The sequence below is a fragment of the Buchnera aphidicola (Chaitophorus viminalis) genome, from assembly GCF_026122795.1.
GTDB lineage: Bacteria > Pseudomonadota > Gammaproteobacteria > Enterobacterales > Enterobacteriaceae > Buchnera_J > Buchnera_J aphidicola_BK.
The window spans coordinates 1-17,884 of the sequence record NZ_JAIWQV010000006.1 but is presented as its reverse complement, the minus strand read 5'-3'; the positions used below and the strand labels follow the sequence as shown (position 1 = coordinate 17,884).

The window sequence follows — 17,884 nt, the reverse complement described above, 5'->3', positions numbered from 1 at the left end:
TTACATTATAAAAAATTTTAATTTTTATTTATTTATAAAAATTTTAATTTTAAATTTTTATTAAAATAATATTTAAATTTATTTAAATATAAAATTTGTACTTGAATATTTTTTTAAAATAATAAATATATTTAAAAATTTTATAAGTTTTATTAAATTGAAGAAATTTAATGTAAAAAATTTAAATAATTGATAAGTTTTGTAAAATATTTTTATATAATTAAAAAATATTTAATTTAAAAAAAATTTATTTAAAAATATATAAAATATAAAAACAAAAAAAAAAAATAAAAAAAAAAAAAAAAAAAAAAAAAAAAAAAAAAAAAAAAAAAAAAAAAAATGAAAAAAAATTATAATCCTCAATTAATTGAAAAAAAATTATATAAAATTTGGGAAGAAAAAAAATATTTTAAAACTTCTATTAAAAAAAGTTCTAAAAAATCTTTTTGTATTATTATGCCTCCACCAAATATTACTGGTGTGTTACATATGGGTCATGCTTTGCAACAAACTATTATGGATATTTTAATTCGATTTAATCGTATGAAGGGAAGAAATGTTTTATTTCAAATTGGTTTAGATCATGCTGGTATAGCTACGCAATTATTAATAGAAAAAAAAATTTTAAAAAAAAATAAAAATTATAAATTACGATATGATAAAAAATATTTTTTTAAAAAAGCATGGAAGTGGGTTGAAAAATATAAACATAAAATATTTAATCAAATTAAACGTTTAGGTCATTCTATTGATTGGGATAGAAAAAAATTTACTTTAGATTCAGATGTTTCTAAAGGAGTGAGAAAAGCTTTTATAATATTATATAATCAAGGATTAATTTATAAAAAAAAAAAAATAGTAAATTGGGACGTATGTTTAAAAACTGTTATTTCAGATTTAGAAGTCATCAATAAAACTGTTAAATCTAAAATGTATTATATAAAATACTTTTTTTATAGTAAAAAATATGTTATTAATAATAAAAACTATATAATAGTTGCTACAACTAGACCTGAAACTATATTTGGAGATTCTGCTATAGGAGTCAATCCAAAAGATTTGAGATACAAAGATTATATTGGATTAAAAGTTTTTGTACCTATTATTAATAGATTAATACCAATTATTTCTGATACTGAAGTTGAAATAGATAAGGGTACTGGATGTATGAAAATTACTCCAGCGCATGATTTTCTTGATTATAAAATTGGTATGAAGCATAATCTTCCTATAATTCAAGTATTTTCATTAAATGGAAATATTTTAAAAAAATTATTAATATATAGTTATACTAATAATAAAGATATTAAATATAATTATTATATTCCATTATTTTTTCAAAAAATGAATCGTTTTGAAGCACGTAAACAAATTATTATATATTTAAAAAAAAATAATATATTATGTAAAGTAGAGTTATTAGATTCTAATATACCTTATTGTGAAAGAAGTAATTCTATTGTAGAACCAATGTTAACAAATCAATGGTTTTTAAAAACTTCCAAATTTGTAGAAAAATCTATATCAACTGTAATAAATAAAAAAATTAATTTTTTTCCAAAAAAATATAAAAATATGTATTTGTCTTGGATGAAAAATATAGAAGATTGGTGTATATCTAGACAATTATGGTGGGGTCATAGAATTCCTATTTGGTATGATAAAGATAAAAAAATATATGTAGGAAAAAATAAGTTAAATGTAATTAAAAAATATCAATTAAAAAAAGATTGTTTTTTAAAACAAGAAAAAGATGTTTTAGATACTTGGTTTTCTTCTAGTTTATGGACTTTTTTAGCTTTAGATTGGCCTAAAAATAAAAATTTATTAAAAAAATTTCATCCTACTAATGTGATTGTAAGTGGATTTGATATTATTTTTTTTTGGATTGCACGTATGATTATGTTAACTACTCATATTATTAAAGATAAAAATAATAAATCACAAATTCCCTTTAAAAATATATATATAACAGGTTTAATACGTGATGAAAAAGGACAAAAAATGTCTAAATCTAAAGGAAATATTATTGATCCAATAGATTTAATTGATGGAATTAGTTTAAAGAAATTAATTAAAAAACGTATTAAAAATGTAAAAAATAATGATTTAAAAAAGAAAAATATAATAAAGAAAATAACTAAATTATTTCCAAATGGAATTCAAGCTTTTGGTGCAGATTCTTTAAGATTTACTTGTGTAGCTTTGTCTACTTATTCTAGAAATATTTTTTGGGATATGAATCGTTTACAAGGTTATCGAAATTTTTGTAATAAATTATGGCATGCGAGTCGTTTTGTTTTCTTAAATAGAAATTTTATAAATAAAAAGAATATAAAAATTTCTAATATTACGTTATTACAAGATCAATGGATCTTATCAGAATTACATATTTTGATTCAAAATTATAAAAAATTTATTAAAAATTATAGATTTGATCTGGTTTCTAATTTAATATATGAATTTGTATGGTTTAAATTTTGTGATTGGTATTTAGAAATTTCTAAAATTATAATTAGATCTGGTACAGAACAAGAAAAAATTAATACTCAAAATATGTTAATGTATATTTTAAAACAAATATTAAAATTACTACATCCAATAATACCTTTTATTACAGAGTATATTTGGAAAAAAGTATTTTTATTGAATAATGATTCTCATCAAAATAGTTTAATTAATCATAAATTTCCAAAATTTAATTTAAATAGTATTAATTATGAATCTTTAGAATATATGAGTATAATTCAAAATTTTTTTAAAGAAATGAGATCTATTAGAAAATCTATGAACATTAAATATAGTAAAAAAATTAATGTTTTAATTAAAAATAGCAGTAAAAAATTTTTATTAATCGTTCGTAATTATAAAAATTTTTTACAGAATATTATGTATTTAAAAAAAATTCAAATATTTACTAAAATAGATAAAAATATTATTCAAAAATTTATAATTAGAAAAATTAGTGAATGTGAATTACTTATTCCAATTAAAGAATTTATTAATAAAGATTTAGAAATAAATACTGTATTAAAAAAAATAAAAGATTGTATGTTAAAAATTAAAATTTTAAATACAAAAGTAATGAATGTAAAATTTTTAAAAAATGCACCTAAAGAAATTGTGAATAAAGAAAAAAATAAATTAAATATTTTAGAAAATAATTTAAAAAGTTTAAAAAAATATAAAAAATTATTATTGTCTATATAATATTTTATTTATAGTAATAAAATTAGTAAAAAAATATATTTTTATATTATTTTTTTAAATTTAAATGGAAGAATAAATAATGTCTGGTATATGTAATTTTATACAGAATACAAAATATTTTAAAAAAAGTTTTAAAAATTATTTAAGAATTAATATTTCTTTATATAAATATTTTTTTATAGATAATCCTGAAATTATAAAAAAAAAAATAAAATCTCTTTGTAATAAATTAAATATTTTTGGTAGAATTTATATTTCTTATGAAGGAATTAATATACAAGCTAATATTTTAAAAAAATATTTAAAAATTTTTAAAAAAAAAATTTCTAATATACATAAAGATTTAAAAAATATTTATATTAATATTGGAATAGATAATTCTAAAATTTCTTTTAATACTTTATCTGTTAAAATTAAAAAAAATATTATATTTGATGGATTACAGTCTTTTAAGTTAAATATAAATTTAAATAATAAATATTTAAATTCTAAAAAAGTAAATAATTTATTATATAATAAAGAAGCTGTCTTTGTAGATATAAGAAATAATTATGAACATAAAATTGGTCATTTTAAAAATGCTATTTTAATGAATACTTCAATTTTTAGAGAACAATTACAAAAAATATTTCAATATATTCACAAGTATAAAACAAAAAAAATAGTTTTATATTGTACAGGTGGAATTAGATGTGAAAAAACTTCATTATGGATTAAAAGTAATGGATATAAAAATGTTTATCAAATTCGTGGAGGAATTATAGGATATATTAATGATTGCATAAAAAATAATAATTCTATTGAATTTTTAGGAAAAATTTTTGTTTTTGATTTAAGATTGTATGAAACTGTAACAAAAGATATATTATCTTATTGTGATCAATGTAATCGTAAATCTGATTATTATGTAAATTGTATTAATAATAAATGTAATTTACTTTTTATACAATGTTTATTATGTTCTAAACGTTATCAGTCTTTTTGTTCTAAAAAATGTTATATAGAATTTCATCGTAAGTAATACAAAAATTTAAATTTTATTATTTATGGAATATATTATGAATAAAAAATTTTTTTATATTTTAAATAAAATATAAAAAAATATAATATAATAGTAATTATAAAATATATTTTTTAAAATATTTTTTAATAATTTAATTTTTTTAATGTTGATATATTTTATAAATATTAACTTTTATTTAAAAGTAATATTTATTAAAGGAAGTATAATGAAAATTGTATCTATAAAAGACATATTTAAAAAAAAAGTGTTAATAAATTCAATAATACAAATACAAGGTTGGATAAAAAATAAAAGAAATTCTAAATCTAATCTATTATTTATAGATATCTATGATGGTTCATGTGTAAATACTTTACAAGTTATAGTAAATAAAAATTTATTAATAGATGATGAAGATAATGAGATTATAAAGTCTACTCCTGGATGTTCAGTTTCTGTGCAAGGAAAATTAATATATTCATTAAATGTAGAACAAAAATTTGAAATGCATGTAAATAAAATAAAAGTGGTTGGATGGATACAAAATCCTGATTCATATCCAATGTCTTCTAAAAAACATTCTATGGAGCATTTAAGAAATTTTGCACATTTAAGACCAAGAACAAATATTATTGGTTGTATATCTAGAATTAGAAGTTCTGTATTTTATTCTATTCATAAATTTTTTTATAAAAATAATTATTATTGGGTTTCTTCTCCAATTATTACTTCTTTAAATGCAGAAGGAGCAGGAGATATGTTTTCTGTACAATATTCTAAAAATAATGACAAAAAAAAAAAATTTTATAAAAATTTTTTTGGTAAAGAAGTATTTTTAACTGTTTCAGGTCAATTATCTATTGAAGCATATGCATGTGCATTATCTAAAGTATATACTTTAGGTCCAATTTTTAGAGCTGAAAATTCTAATACGAGTCGTCATTTATCTGAATTTTGGATGTTAGAAGCAGAGTTAGCATTTTCAAACTTAAAGAATATTATTGAAGTAGTTCAAAAAATGTTAAAATATATTATTAGTTTTATATTAAAGAATAATACAAATGATTTATTATTTTTTGAAAAGAATTTTAATGATAATATTATAGATAAATTAGAAAATTTTTTAGAAAACAAAATTAAAAAAATAAATTATAAAGATGCTATTAAAATTTTACAAGATAATAAAATTATTAAGACAGATTCTAGTTATTTAGATATTGAATTAAATTTAGAACATGAAAAATTTCTTGTAGATAAATATTTTAAAAAAACAGTAATTATTCAAAATTATCCTAAAAATTTTAAACCATTTTATATGAGAATAAATAATGATAAAAAAACAGTTTCTGCTTTTGATGTTTTATTTCCACAGATAGGAGAAATTATTGGAGGTTCACAACGTGAAGAAAGAATTTTATATTTAGATAAAAGAATTCATGAATTAAATTTAAATATAAATGATTATCAATGGTATAGAGAATTAAGATTTTATGGAACCGTACCACATGCTGGATTTGGATTAGGTTTAGAAAGATTAATTATGTATATTACTGGAATAAAAAATATTAAAGATGTTATTCCTTTTCCAAGAACTCCAAAAAATGCAAATTTTTAATTTATTTTTTAAGATTTTTTTAAAATATTTTTTTAAAAAAATATTAAATTTTAATTTTAAAAAGATATTAAAAAAAAATTTTAAATAAATAAATATTTTTTAGTAATATTTTTTTATATTATAAAAAAAATATTTAATTTTAAAAATTATTATACAAATAAGGTAATATAATTATTATGATAAAACGTAATTTTTTAGCTGTTTTAATGCCTTTATTTTTATCTTCTAGTGCTGTAAATGCTATGGAAATATATAATAAAAATGGAAATAAAGTAAATATTTATGGAGAATTAAATCCTCTTTATTTTTATTCTCATAGCAATGATCCTTTTCTTTTAAATTCATTAGGAAACTATACACAATTTAAATTCGGATTATATAGTAGATCTGATATTAATCAGTTTTTATCAGGATATTTTTCTTTTGAATATAAACCTAAATTTTGTTCATATAATGAAAAAAATTATGTAAATTCTAATAAAAATGATATTGATTTATCATTTGTAGGATTAGATTTAGGAAAATGGGGTACTATAGATTATGGAAGAAATTATGGTGTAATGTATTATGCTAAACAATTTACTAATCCAGCTTTTGATAATAGTGAAAATATTACATTACATGAAGATGATAATTTTTTAATTGGTAGAGCAGATGGTTTATTAACATATCATAATAAAAATCTTTCAGGATATATTAAGGGACTAGATTTAACTTTACAACATCAAATTTATTACAAAAATGAAAATATGTTTTTAAGTGATAAATACAATGATTCATGGGGTACATCTTTAAGATATAATACAGATTTTGGATTTACTTTAGTTGGTTCAGCTTTCTTTAGTCCTTATGATAATACTAGAAACAATGTAAATCTTGAAAATCATTGGGTTAAATCTTATGGAATAGGTTGGAATTATTCATTTAAAAATGCTACTGTTTCAGGATTTTATGGACATTCTAAAAATTCTGCTTCAAATTTTATAAAAAGTCATTGTATATATAATGTATTAGATAATATTGAAATTTCTGGAAGTTATGATTTTAATAATGGAGTGAAGTCTTCTATTGGTTATATAAAATCTTTCGGAAAAGAATATAGTTTTGGACAAAATATATCTAACGCAAAATCAGCTACTTTAAATAATCATATTAATTTAATAGTAACATATAATTTTAATGAAAATTTTATTGCAAATTTTCATTATAAGTTAAATTTATTAAAAAGTTGTAACACAAATTTTAATCTAGAATATTCACATTATTTAGATAATTGTGTAGGAGCAGGATTTTCTTATATATTTTAAATAATATTTTTTTAGTAAATTAGTAAAAATATTATTTTACAAAATTTTAAATATAGAATTTATTTTTTAAATATAATTAATTTTTAATTTTATAATAAATTTTATACATTAAATTTGAATAATTTTTTAATTTTTTTTTTGAATTTTTTAAATTAAAATTTTATATTAAGTTTGTTTTATAATAAAATTATAACGTTCGTTTAATATTAACAATTATTCTATGTAATAGTTTGTAAGAAATATGCTTCTTACAAACTTATTACTATCAAAATATTTTTTATTTATCATAAAACTTTGTTTTTTTAAAAATTTTTTAGTTTTTCTCCTCCTAATAAATGTAAATGTAAATAAGGAATTTTTTGACCACCATTTTTATTACAATTTATAATAATTCTATATCCAGATTTATGAATTCTTTCTTGTTTTGCTATTTTAATAGATTTATATAACATATAAGATAATATATTTAAGTTTTTTTTATTGATATAATTAAGGTTTTTTATAAAAATATTTGGAACAATTAATATATGTAATTTAGATTTTGGAGATATATCATGAAAAGCGGTAATTTTTTTATTTTGAAAAACAATTTTTGCTTTTATTTTTCTTTTTATAATATTTTTAAAAATTTCTTTATTGTTCATATGAAATGTATTTCATCCTAATAAAAAATAAAATATTTATAATAATAAAAAAATATTTATTTATATATTTAAGTATACATAAAAATTTTATTTTATTTTTTTTTCAATTAAATTTTTAATATTATCTGATTTAGTTCCAAATATAACTTGTACACCTAAACCAGAAATAAAAACTCCTGCAGCTCCTAAAGATTTTAGTTTTTTTGAATTTATTTTAGAAGAATTTACAACTGTAATTCTTAATCTTGTAATACAAGCATCTACATTTACTATATTTTTTTGTCCACCTAAATATTTAATAATTTTAGAAATTTTTTTATTAATATTGATATAAGATTTTTTTGAAAAATTATTTTTTCTTCCAAGAGTTTTTAAATTAAATTTATTAATAAAAATTAAAAATATTATGTAATATATAAAGAAATATATTATTCCAACAATAGGAAATAACCAAATTTTATTGCTATTTCCACTTAATAAAATAAAATCAATTAATCCATGAGAAAAACTAGTTCCTGCTTGCATATTTAAAAAAATACATATAGAAAAAGATAATCCAGCTAGTATGGAATGTATAAAATATAATATCGGTGAGATAAAAAGAAAAGAAAACTCTATAGGTTCAGTAATACCTGTTAGAAATGCAGTTAAAGCTGCAGATATCATAATTCCACTGACTTTTTTTTTATTTTCATTTTTAGCGCAACTCCAAATTGCTAATGCTGCTCCAGGTAAACCATACATTTTAAAGATAAATCCTCCAGATAATTTTCCAGCACTGGAATCACCTGCCATATATCTAGCTATATCTCCATGAAAAACTTGCCCTATATTATTAATATATTCTCCAATTTGCATTTGAAATGGAACATTCCAAATATGATGTAAACCAAAAGGAACAAGAGCTCTTTCTACAAAACCATATATTCCAAAAGCAATAATTGGATTTTGATAAGCAGCCCATATGGAAAATTTTTGTATTATAAACCCTATTGTTGGCCAAATAAAAGATAAAAATAACCCTAATGCTATAGAAGATAAACCAGAAATTATAGGTATAAATCTTTTACCAGAAAAAAATCCCAAATATTCTGGTAATTGTATTTTATAAAATTTATTAAACATAAAGGCAGAAATGGCTCCAGAACAAATACCTCCTAAAATTCCTGTATCATGTATATTTTTTATAGTATCGTGAAAAGAAAATAATGAATAATTAGAAAAAACTGGAAACATAATAGAATATGTTTTTATCATAATATTATATGAAATCACCGCAGCTAAAGCTGCTACTCCATCATTTTTAGTAAATCCTAAAGCTACACCAATAGAAAAAATTAATGGCATATTTTTAAAAATTGTACCTCCAGTATTTTCCATAATTTCTGAAATATAATGAGGAATAATAAAAAAATGAGCTGATCCAATTCCTAATAAAATACCAGCAATAGGTAAAACTGAAACTGGAAGCATTAAAGATTTTCCAATTTTTTGAAGATTAGCAAATGTGTTTTGAAACATATTTGAGACCTTTATATTAAAATAATTATAAATCTTAAAAAATAGATTTATTTTCCTTTAAATTAAATAATTTAAAGAAATTTTTTGATGTAATAGCACTTAATTCTTCTAAATCTATTTTAATTAAATTAGAGAGATATTTTGCTATATAATATATATAAGAAGGTTGATTTTCTTTTCCTCGATGAGGAAATGGTGTTAAATAAGGAGAATCTGTTTCTAGTAATATTCGATTTAAAGGTATTTTTTTTATTACAGAACGAAGTTTTTCAGAATTTTTAAATGTAAAAATTCCAGATAGAGATATATAAAAACCCATATCTAATAATTTTGATGCTGTTTTAAAATCATAATTAAATGAATGTAAAACGCCTCTGCATTTTTCAGATTTTTCTGATTGAAGAATTTTTATTGTATCTTGATTTGCGTTTCTAGAATGAATAATTAGTGGTTTATTTAATTTTTTACTCAAATAAATATGTTTATAAAATAATTTAATTTGATCTTCAAAATTTTTTTTTTGATAAAAATAATCTAATCCTGTTTCACCTATAGCTATTACTTTTTTATTTTTTGCAAAATTTTTTATTAATTTAAAAGATTTTTTTTTTTATAAATAGATAATGGATGTATACCGCATGAATAATAAATATTATATTTTAAGTTTTTAAATTTTTTTTTAATATTTTTAAAATTATTTAAAGAAGTTGATACTGCTAAAATTATTTTAACATTTTTTGAATTCGCATTATGTAATATATCTTTTAATCCATTTTTAAAATTATTTAAATTAATTTTATCTAAATGACAATGTGAATCTATTAAAAACATAAATTACTCCTTTTTAATTATATTAATATTTTAAAAATTAAAAAATTGTTCCCATTGAATTAAAGATTCTAATAAAATAAAATTTATATTTACTTTAGGAATATTTTTTATATAAAAAAAACATTTCATCCATATTTTAATTATTTTAAACAAATTTTTTTTTGAATTTTTTTTATTAATTATCTTAATTAATTTGTTTTGATCTGTGTTAATTAATTTTATATTTTTATTATAAAAATATTTTATTGCATCTAAAATTAAAGAACATATCCAATAAATTTTTTTCAATACATATTTTTTTAAATCTTTATATAATAATAAAATATTTTTAACTTTTATTAATTCATATATTTTATCAAATAATTTTTTTCTTGTATTCCAAATTTTGTTTTTGAGAATTTTTTTTGCTAATATAGGAGAATTTTCTGATATATTTAATGCTATTAATAAATCTTCTAATGTATATTTTTTAGAAACATTTTTTTTTAACCATAATATACTATTTTTTTTTTCAGGAGCGTATATATTATAAGTAATACATCTACTTTTTAATGTATCTTTTAATAAAAAATTATTTCTATTTTCTAAAAAAAATAATGTGTTTACAGGTGGTTCTTCTAAAACTTTTAAAAACGAATTAATTGATGATTCAGTTAATAAATGAACTTTAGGAATCCAAATTATTGTTACTGATCCTAATTGAGGCGTATTATTTATTTTATTTAAACAATTTAAGATTGAATTTATACCTATAAATTTTTTTTTTTTTTCTACTTTAATAATATATAAATCTACATAATTTTTTTTATTAATTAATTCGCAATTATGACATATATTGCAGCTATTTAAATTATTTGGCATCTGACATAAAATTGTTTTACATATTTCTAAAATTAATTTAGAAGATCCAATATTTATTTGAGATTGTATAAGAATTGTATGATGATTTGTTTTATTAAAATATTGATTTATTATTTTTTTATATATTTTATAAAGCCATGGATATTTTTTCATTAATTATTATTTATCCAATTTTTAAATTTACTTATTATATTTTTTTGCACTATTTTTTTATTATTATTTGCATTAATTATAATTTTATTTTTTTCAAATGATAAAAATTTTAAATAATATTTTTTTACTTTTAAAAAAAAATTTTTAGATTGTTGTTCTATTCTATCAAAGTTAGAACGTAAGAATGCTCTTTTTAATCCAATTTTAAGTTTAACATCAAGAAATATAGTTAAATCAGGTTTGGATATTTTATTTATAATATTATTTAGAATTTTAATCAAAGATTGATCAATTCCTCTTCCTCCTCCTTGATATGCTATAGAAGATAAATTATGTCTGTCTGAAATAATCCATTTTCCTTTTTTTAATGCTGGTTTAATAATATTTTTCATAAGTTGAATACGTGCAGAATATAATAAAAATAATTCAGAAAATTTATTTAATTTTTCTTTTTTATTATTGTTTTTAATAATTTTACGAATTTTTTCAGAAATAGATGTACTACCTGGTTGTCTTACAATAATAACTTTTTTTATATTATTTAAAAATAAAAAATTTTTTATTATTTTACATGCAGTGGTTTTTCCAGATCCTTCTAAACCTTCTATTACAATAAATTTATTTTTTTTCATAAAATTTTTTAGTTTAATATAATAAAATTTTTTATATTATAAAAAAATATTTTTTTTTAAATTAAAAAATTTATTTATTTTTGTTAATTGTTTGATATTATTTAAAATAATAAATTTAATTTATATAAAATTTTATTTTTTAATCTTTTTTTTTACTAAATTAATTAATGAATTTACAGTGGTAATTTTTTCTGATTCTTTATCTTTAATATTAATATTAAAATTTTCTTCTATAGACATTATTAATTCAATCATATCTAAGGAATCAGCTTTTAAATCATTTTTAATAGATGAATTTTTAGAAATTTTTTGTTTTAAAGATAAACAATTTAGAATAATTTTTTTAATTTTTTTTTCTAAATTCATATCAATATTCCTTATTTTTTTAAATTTTTTTAATTAAAAAATTTACAATATACATATTCCTCCATTTACATGTATTGTTTGTCCAGTGATATATGATGCTTTTTTTGAAGATAAAAACTTGACTAAATAAGCTATATCTTTAGGATGTCCAAATTTTTTCATAGGAATTTTTCTTAAACATTTTTTTAATTGTAAAATAGTTAATTTTTTTAACATACTTGTTTGAATAAATCCTGGAGAGATTAAGTTTACTGTAATTCCTTTATAAGCAACTTCTAAAGATAATGATTTTGTAAAACCTATTAATGCAGATTTAGAAGAAGAATAATGAATTTGTCCAGCATTTCCTATAAATCCAGATATAGATCCAATGTTAATAATTCTTCCAAACTTTTGTTTTATCATATTTTTAATAATTTTTTTTGTAATATAAAAAATTGATGTAAGATTAGTATTTATAACACTATTCCAGCTTTTTTTGGATATATTAGTTATTAAATTATCTTGAGTCATTCCAATATTATTTATTAATATATCTATATTTCCTATTTTGTTGATAATTTTTTTTAAATAAAAATTAATTTCAGAATAATTATCAATTTTTAAAATCATTCCAAAACCATTTTTTTTTAATATTTTTTGAATTTTTTTAACTCCAATATATGTTCTAGAAGTGCCTATAATTCGAAATTTTTTTTTTATAAATTTTTTTAAAATAGATTTTCCTATTCCTTTACTAGCTCCTGTAATTAAAACATTTTTTTTTTTCATATTTTTTAAATTATAAATAAATATTATTCTTTTAAATTAAGAATTTTTTTAATATTAAGAGAGATATATTTTTTTTCATTTTTATGAAATTGTGTTAATGTATTATTTAATCCCATTTCTAAGAAATATTTAATTTTATTTTTTATCATGAAATGAATTGTATCATTCCATTTCACAGTTTTACATAATTGATTAATTAAACAACTTTTAATTTTTTTTGGATTTTCTAAAATTTTTACTTTCGTACTATCTATAATTAAAGTTTCAGGTTTATAAAAAATTGTTTTTTTAAATTTACGTAACATTTTTTTTTTTAAATTTTTCATAGAAGGACAATGAGAAATAGTCGTATTATTTAATTTAACAATTCTTTTGGCTCCATTATTTTTACATTTTTTAGATATTTTTTTAGAATATTTTTTATTTCCAGTAATTATAATTTGATTGGAAGAATTTATACAAGCAATAGAAACACGATTTTTTTTAGAATATTTATTACAGAATTTTTTTATGATTGATTTTTTTAATTTAAAAATAGCATACATAGAACCTTTTTTTTTTTGCATAATTTTAGTTCTATAAGCAACCATTTTAATTGCATCAGAAAACTTTAAAACTTTACTGCATACTAAAGCTGAATATTGTCCTAAACTATGACCAGTCATTATTTTTGGACGTAATCCAATACGAAATTTCCACAATTTATATATAGCATAAGAAGTGGTTAAAATTCCTAATTGTAAGAAATTATTTTTTTTAAATTTTTTATTTATTTTTTTTTTTGTAATGGATTTGAATAAATCATATTTTAAATATTCAGAAGCTTTTTTAAAGGTATTTTGTATAATTTTATTTGTTTGATATATTTTTTTTAAAATTTTAATATTTTGTTTTTCTTGTCCTGGAAAAATCATTGCAAATGGAATCATAATTAATATTATTTAAATTTTTAAAATATATTTTTTAAAAAATTTTTTTTCCTTTATAATATCCTTTTTTAGTCATATGATGTCTAATATGATATTCATTAGAATATTTATCTATAGATATTAATTCAATTTTATTTTTTAACGAGTCATGAGATCGACGCATTCCTCTTTTAGATCGAGTCGGTTTGCTTTTTTGTACAGCCATTTTTTTTCCTATTTTTTTAAGTTTTTTTATTATTATATACAATAATTTTAAATATTATTCAAGGAATAATTTTTTTAAAAATTTAAAAAATATTTAATAAATATCGTATAATTATTTTATTTTTATATATTAAAGTAAATTTTTTATTGCATTTTTAAAATTTTTTTGTAAAGGTGCATATATAGTAATTTTTTTTTTTAATATAGGATGAATAAAAATTATTTTTTTAGCATGTAATAATAGAGTTTTTTTTATTTTTTTTATTTTTATTTGTTTATCTAAATCTTTATCTCCATAACGATTATCGAAAATTATAGGATGCTTTAAAAATGCAGAATGAACTCTTATTTGATGAGTTCTTCCTGTACATGGAATAATAGATACTAAACTATATAATGAATTACTTTTTTTTGTATAAAAAATAGTTTTTGATTTTTTTCCATTTTGGTTAATTAAAACCATTTTTTTTTTATTTAAAATGTTTTGATTTAATAATGATAAATTAACAATTTTTTTTTGAAAAAAACATTTACGATGTACTAAAGCTAAATATTTCTTCTGAATAGAATGTTCTCTAAACTCTTTATGAAAATAACGTAAAGAAGATCTTTTTTTAGCTATCATTAAAATTCCAGATGTATATCTATCTAAACGATGTATTAATTCTAGATATTTTTCATTTGGTCGTAATATTTTTAAACCATCTATAATATTAAAATTTATTCCACTTCCTCCATGTACAGAAATTCCTGCAGGTTTATTTATAATAAGTAAAATTTTATCTTCATATAATATTTTTTTTGAAATAATATTTAATTTTTTTATATTTATTTCTTTTTGTTTTATATTATAATTTATTTTTAATGGAGGGATACGTATTAAATCACCTAATTTTAATTTATATTTTACTGGTACTCTTTTTTTATTTATTCGAATGTGCCCTTTTCTAATAATTTTATATAATTTACTTTTAGGTATTTTTTTAAATCTTTTTATTAAAAAATTATCAATTCTTTGTTGAAAAAAAAATTTATTTACTGTAAAAAAAGATACTTTTGTTATGATAGAAGTCATAAAATATCCTAATAAAAATTTTAAATTTATTTTTTTTTTTAAATTTTAATTATTTCATATTAATTTTATATTTTTATATAAAAAGAGTTTTAAATGAAAAAAATATTGGTGAATGCAAATAAAAATAATATAAAAGTTGCAATTCTTTATAAAGAAAAATTACATAGTTTATATATAGAGAATATATCTTCTAAACAAATAAATCATATATATATTGCTAAAATAAAATATATTAGTTTAAGTTTAGAAGCTTTTTTTATAGATTATGGAAAAAAAAAAATAGGTTTTTTACCTTTTAAAAAAATTTATAAAAAAATTTTTAACTTAAAAAAAATAAATATAAAAAATAAAAAATTTTTAAACAATATTTTGAATAAAAATTTTTTAGTACAAATTGTCAAAGAACAAAATAAACATAAAAGAGCTGTGTTAACTACATTTATAAAATTTTTTGGAATATATTTAATTTTAATTTTAAATAAACCAAATATTAAAAAAATTTCTAAAAAAATTAAAGGAATAGAAAGAAAACGTTTAAAAAAAAAATTATATTCTTTAAAAATTCCAAATGATGTAGGTATTATTTTAAGAACTTCAAGCTATAAAGTATCTTTTAAAACTCTTAATTTTGATTTTAATTATCAACTTAGAAAATTAAAATTGATTCAAAATAAAAGTTTTATAAAGAAAAAAAATAATAATAGTTTAATTGATTCTAAAAATTATATTTTTGTTTCTATTTTCAGATATTATTTAACTTATAATATTAATAAAATAGTTATTGATAATAAAAATTTTTTTAATAATTTTATAAAATTTATTATTTATTATAAAAAGAACAAATTTATAAAAAATATTAAATATTTTCAAAAATCAACTTTTATTTTTAATTATTATAAAATAAATTTACAAATTAATTCTATATATAAAAAAAATGTAAAATTATTTTCTGGAGGATCTTTAACTATTGATTCAACAGAAGCTTTAACCGTAATAGATGTTAATTCTTCTCATTATAATAAAAGTTATAATATCGAAAGTACAGCTTTTCATATAAATTTTAATTCTATATTTGAAATTGTTTATCAATTAAGATTACGTAATTTAGAAGGAATTATTGTTATAGATTTTATTAATATGTCAAATATTATAAATATAAAAAAAATTGAAAATACTTTTTACAAAATTATTAAAGAAGATTTATCTAAAATTCAATTAGGTAAAATTTCAAAATTTGGATTATTAGAATTATCTAGGAAAAAATTTAATTTTTTTGAATAATACTAAATTAAATATAAAAAATTTTAAATTTATTTTACTTTTTAAAAATTATATTTAATTAACATTTTTTATGTTTTAATTTATTTAAATTAATTTTTTTTTAAATTAAATTGTATTATTTATATTTAAATATTGAGATAAATCAAAAATAATTTGTCTAATTTGATTAATTGCTGGTATTAAATTATTTAAATAAGTTTCAGTTAAACCAGACATTTCTCCTTCTCCGATAATTTGACTTAAAGGTATATCAATAGTGTTAGATGATTTATCTACAAAACATAATCTATTTTCAATTTTATTGATTGGATCATGATTATTTTGTATATGATATTTTAATTTATCTGAAATTAATAATATATTATCAAAAATTCTAATACTATTCTCAGAATCTACAGGATTTATATGAATAGCTATAATTTTATTTAATTGATTAAGTAAATTATTTTTTTCTATATTTAAAATATTTATATTAACTATATTTTGACTAATTTTTTCTTTTTGAATTTTTTTATTTAATAAATCAATTTTATCAATAATATTATTTATTGTATTAATATTATTTTTAATTTTATTACTAATATATTTTTCTATACTTAAAAAGTTATCATAAAAAAAGTTATATTCATCGAGTAATGCATGTAATTTCTTTATAAATTCTTCTTTATTTTGTATTGAATTATTTAAATTTTTGTCTTGTAAAAAAATATTATTTTCAAACGGACTTGTTTTGAGTAGAATATCTTTATTTTTTGAAAATACATTTTTTATTTTAGAAAGAATATTTAAAATAATTTTTTCTTTAGCTTGTTTAGCTTCTAATGTTCTTTTTTCTTGAATTTTTTTCGTTTCATCATCTTCAAATATACTAAAAGAATATTTATTTATTTTTATTTTAAGTGTTTTATTTATTCTGTAATTTACGTTTTTTTTATAGTTTAAATTATTTTCTTTATTTAATTTGTGAATTTCATAAAAATATTTTATAGATTGATCATTTAATATATTATGTTGATTTAATATGAAATTATGAAAATTATACATATTATTTTTCCTAAATAATAAATTTTTATATTTATATAAATCTATTTTAATTAAATATAGATAAAAAATTGATTTAATTTATATTAAATATTTATAAATTTTATTTATAAATAGAATTACATTTTTAATTGTAACATTTTTTTTTTAAAAAATTCAAATAGTTTTTAAATTTATGTAAGTTTTGTTTATGAAATAAATTTTTATTATAGTATTTTACTATTATTTATAACAAATCAAAATAAATTATTATAAATAAAATTTTTTATAAAAAATATATTTTGTTTTTTTTTTAATTTTAAAATATATTATTTAAATGAATATCTTTTAGATTATAAAAATAAAATTTTTTAATTATATATTTATTTTAAAATATTAAATATAATTAAAACATAAAAATTTTAATTTAAATGATTTATGATAAAAATAATTTTATAATT

Annotated in this window: 17 protein-coding genes; 5 read left to right on the top strand and 12 right to left on the bottom strand. The window is 17.1% G+C overall.

Translation table 11 applies throughout. The features are described 5' to 3' along the window. The first annotated feature begins 339 nt into the window (after positions 1-339). The 4 genes from LDP12_RS02260 (at position 340) to LDP12_RS02245 (ending at position 7,135) form a co-directional block, all read left to right on the top strand. Positions 340-3,210: a valine--tRNA ligase gene (locus LDP12_RS02260; protein ID WP_265226758.1), complete on the top strand. Its 2,871-nt coding sequence runs from the start codon at positions 340-342 to the stop codon at positions 3,208-3,210. 79 nt (positions 3,211-3,289) lie between these two features. Then, positions 3,290-4,231, top strand: coding sequence for a rhodanese-related sulfurtransferase (locus tag LDP12_RS02255; RefSeq protein WP_265226757.1), 942 nt, complete (start codon positions 3,290-3,292; stop codon positions 4,229-4,231). Between the two features lie 208 nt (positions 4,232-4,439). Continuing rightward, positions 4,440-5,828, top strand: coding sequence for an asparagine--tRNA ligase (asnS, locus tag LDP12_RS02250; RefSeq protein ID WP_265226756.1), 1,389 nt, complete (start codon positions 4,440-4,442; stop codon positions 5,826-5,828). Positions 5,829-6,004: 176 nt separating this feature from the next. Continuing rightward, complete coding sequence (locus tag LDP12_RS02245) at positions 6,005-7,135, top strand: porin (RefSeq protein ID WP_265226755.1); 1,131 nt, start codon at positions 6,005-6,007, stop codon at positions 7,133-7,135. 302 nt (positions 7,136-7,437) lie between these two features. On the opposite strand, the gene LDP12_RS02240 is transcribed toward LDP12_RS02245, so the two are convergent. The 11 genes from LDP12_RS02240 to LDP12_RS02190 all read right to left on the bottom strand — a co-directional run bounded on the left by LDP12_RS02240 (position 7,438) and on the right by LDP12_RS02190 (position 15,122). After that, positions 7,438-7,779 (bottom strand): HIT domain-containing protein, encoded by a 342-nt coding sequence (locus LDP12_RS02240; RefSeq protein ID WP_265226754.1) that lies wholly within the window; start codon positions 7,777-7,779, stop codon positions 7,438-7,440. Between the two features lie 87 nt (positions 7,780-7,866). After that, positions 7,867-9,300, bottom strand: coding sequence for a PTS glucose transporter subunit IIBC (gene ptsG, locus LDP12_RS02235; RefSeq protein WP_265226753.1), 1,434 nt, complete (start codon positions 9,298-9,300; stop codon positions 7,867-7,869). A 34-nt stretch (positions 9,301-9,334) separates the two neighbouring features. After that, the gene (locus LDP12_RS02230) at positions 9,335-9,853 is read right to left on the bottom strand and encodes a TatD family hydrolase (RefSeq protein WP_265226759.1); all 519 of its coding nucleotides are present in this window, start codon (positions 9,851-9,853) and stop codon (positions 9,335-9,337) included. A 35-nt stretch (positions 9,854-9,888) separates the two neighbouring features. Continuing rightward, complete coding sequence (locus LDP12_RS02225) at positions 9,889-10,131, bottom strand: TatD family hydrolase (RefSeq protein ID WP_265226752.1); 243 nt, start codon at positions 10,129-10,131, stop codon at positions 9,889-9,891. A gap of 30 nt (positions 10,132-10,161) precedes the next feature. Beyond that, positions 10,162-11,145 carry a DNA polymerase III subunit delta' C-terminal domain-containing protein gene (locus LDP12_RS02220; RefSeq protein ID WP_265226751.1) on the bottom strand — a complete coding sequence of 328 codons (984 nt, stop codon included), beginning with the start codon at positions 11,143-11,145 and terminating at the stop codon, positions 10,162-10,164. Further along, positions 11,145-11,777 (bottom strand): dTMP kinase, encoded by a 633-nt coding sequence (tmk, locus tag LDP12_RS02215; protein WP_265226750.1) that lies wholly within the window; start codon positions 11,775-11,777, stop codon positions 11,145-11,147. Before tmk ends, LDP12_RS02220 begins: the two co-directional genes overlap by 1 nt. Positions 11,778-11,909: 132 nt before the next feature. Further along, positions 11,910-12,143, bottom strand: a complete 234-nt coding sequence (acpP, locus tag LDP12_RS02210; RefSeq protein WP_265226749.1) for an acyl carrier protein — start codon at positions 12,141-12,143, stop codon at positions 11,910-11,912. A 42-nt stretch (positions 12,144-12,185) separates the two neighbouring features. Beyond that, positions 12,186-12,914: a 3-oxoacyl-ACP reductase FabG gene (fabG, locus tag LDP12_RS02205; protein ID WP_265226748.1), complete on the bottom strand. Its 729-nt coding sequence runs from the start codon at positions 12,912-12,914 to the stop codon at positions 12,186-12,188. Between the two features lie 23 nt (positions 12,915-12,937). Continuing rightward, the gene (locus LDP12_RS02200; protein WP_265226747.1) at positions 12,938-13,843 is read right to left on the bottom strand and encodes an acyltransferase domain-containing protein; all 906 of its coding nucleotides are present in this window, start codon (positions 13,841-13,843) and stop codon (positions 12,938-12,940) included. Positions 13,844-13,877: 34 nt separating this feature from the next. Next, a complete protein-coding gene (gene rpmF, locus LDP12_RS02195) occupies positions 13,878-14,048 on the bottom strand; it encodes a 50S ribosomal protein L32 (protein WP_265226746.1) in 171 nt (56 codons plus the stop codon). A gap of 129 nt (positions 14,049-14,177) precedes the next feature. Continuing rightward, positions 14,178-15,122, bottom strand: coding sequence for an RluA family pseudouridine synthase (locus LDP12_RS02190; RefSeq protein WP_265226745.1), 945 nt, complete (start codon positions 15,120-15,122; stop codon positions 14,178-14,180). 93 nt (positions 15,123-15,215) lie between these two features. On the opposite strand from LDP12_RS02190, the gene LDP12_RS02185 reads away from it, so the two are divergent. After that, positions 15,216-16,403, top strand: a complete 1,188-nt coding sequence (locus LDP12_RS02185) for a ribonuclease E/G (protein WP_265226744.1) — start codon at positions 15,216-15,218, stop codon at positions 16,401-16,403. A 105-nt stretch (positions 16,404-16,508) separates the two neighbouring features. Here LDP12_RS02185 and LDP12_RS02180 read toward each other — a convergent pair whose 3' ends face one another. Further along, the gene (locus LDP12_RS02180; protein WP_265226743.1) at positions 16,509-17,447 is read right to left on the bottom strand and encodes a FlgK family flagellar hook-associated protein; all 939 of its coding nucleotides are present in this window, start codon (positions 17,445-17,447) and stop codon (positions 16,509-16,511) included. Between the last annotated feature and the right edge of the window lie 437 nt (positions 17,448-17,884).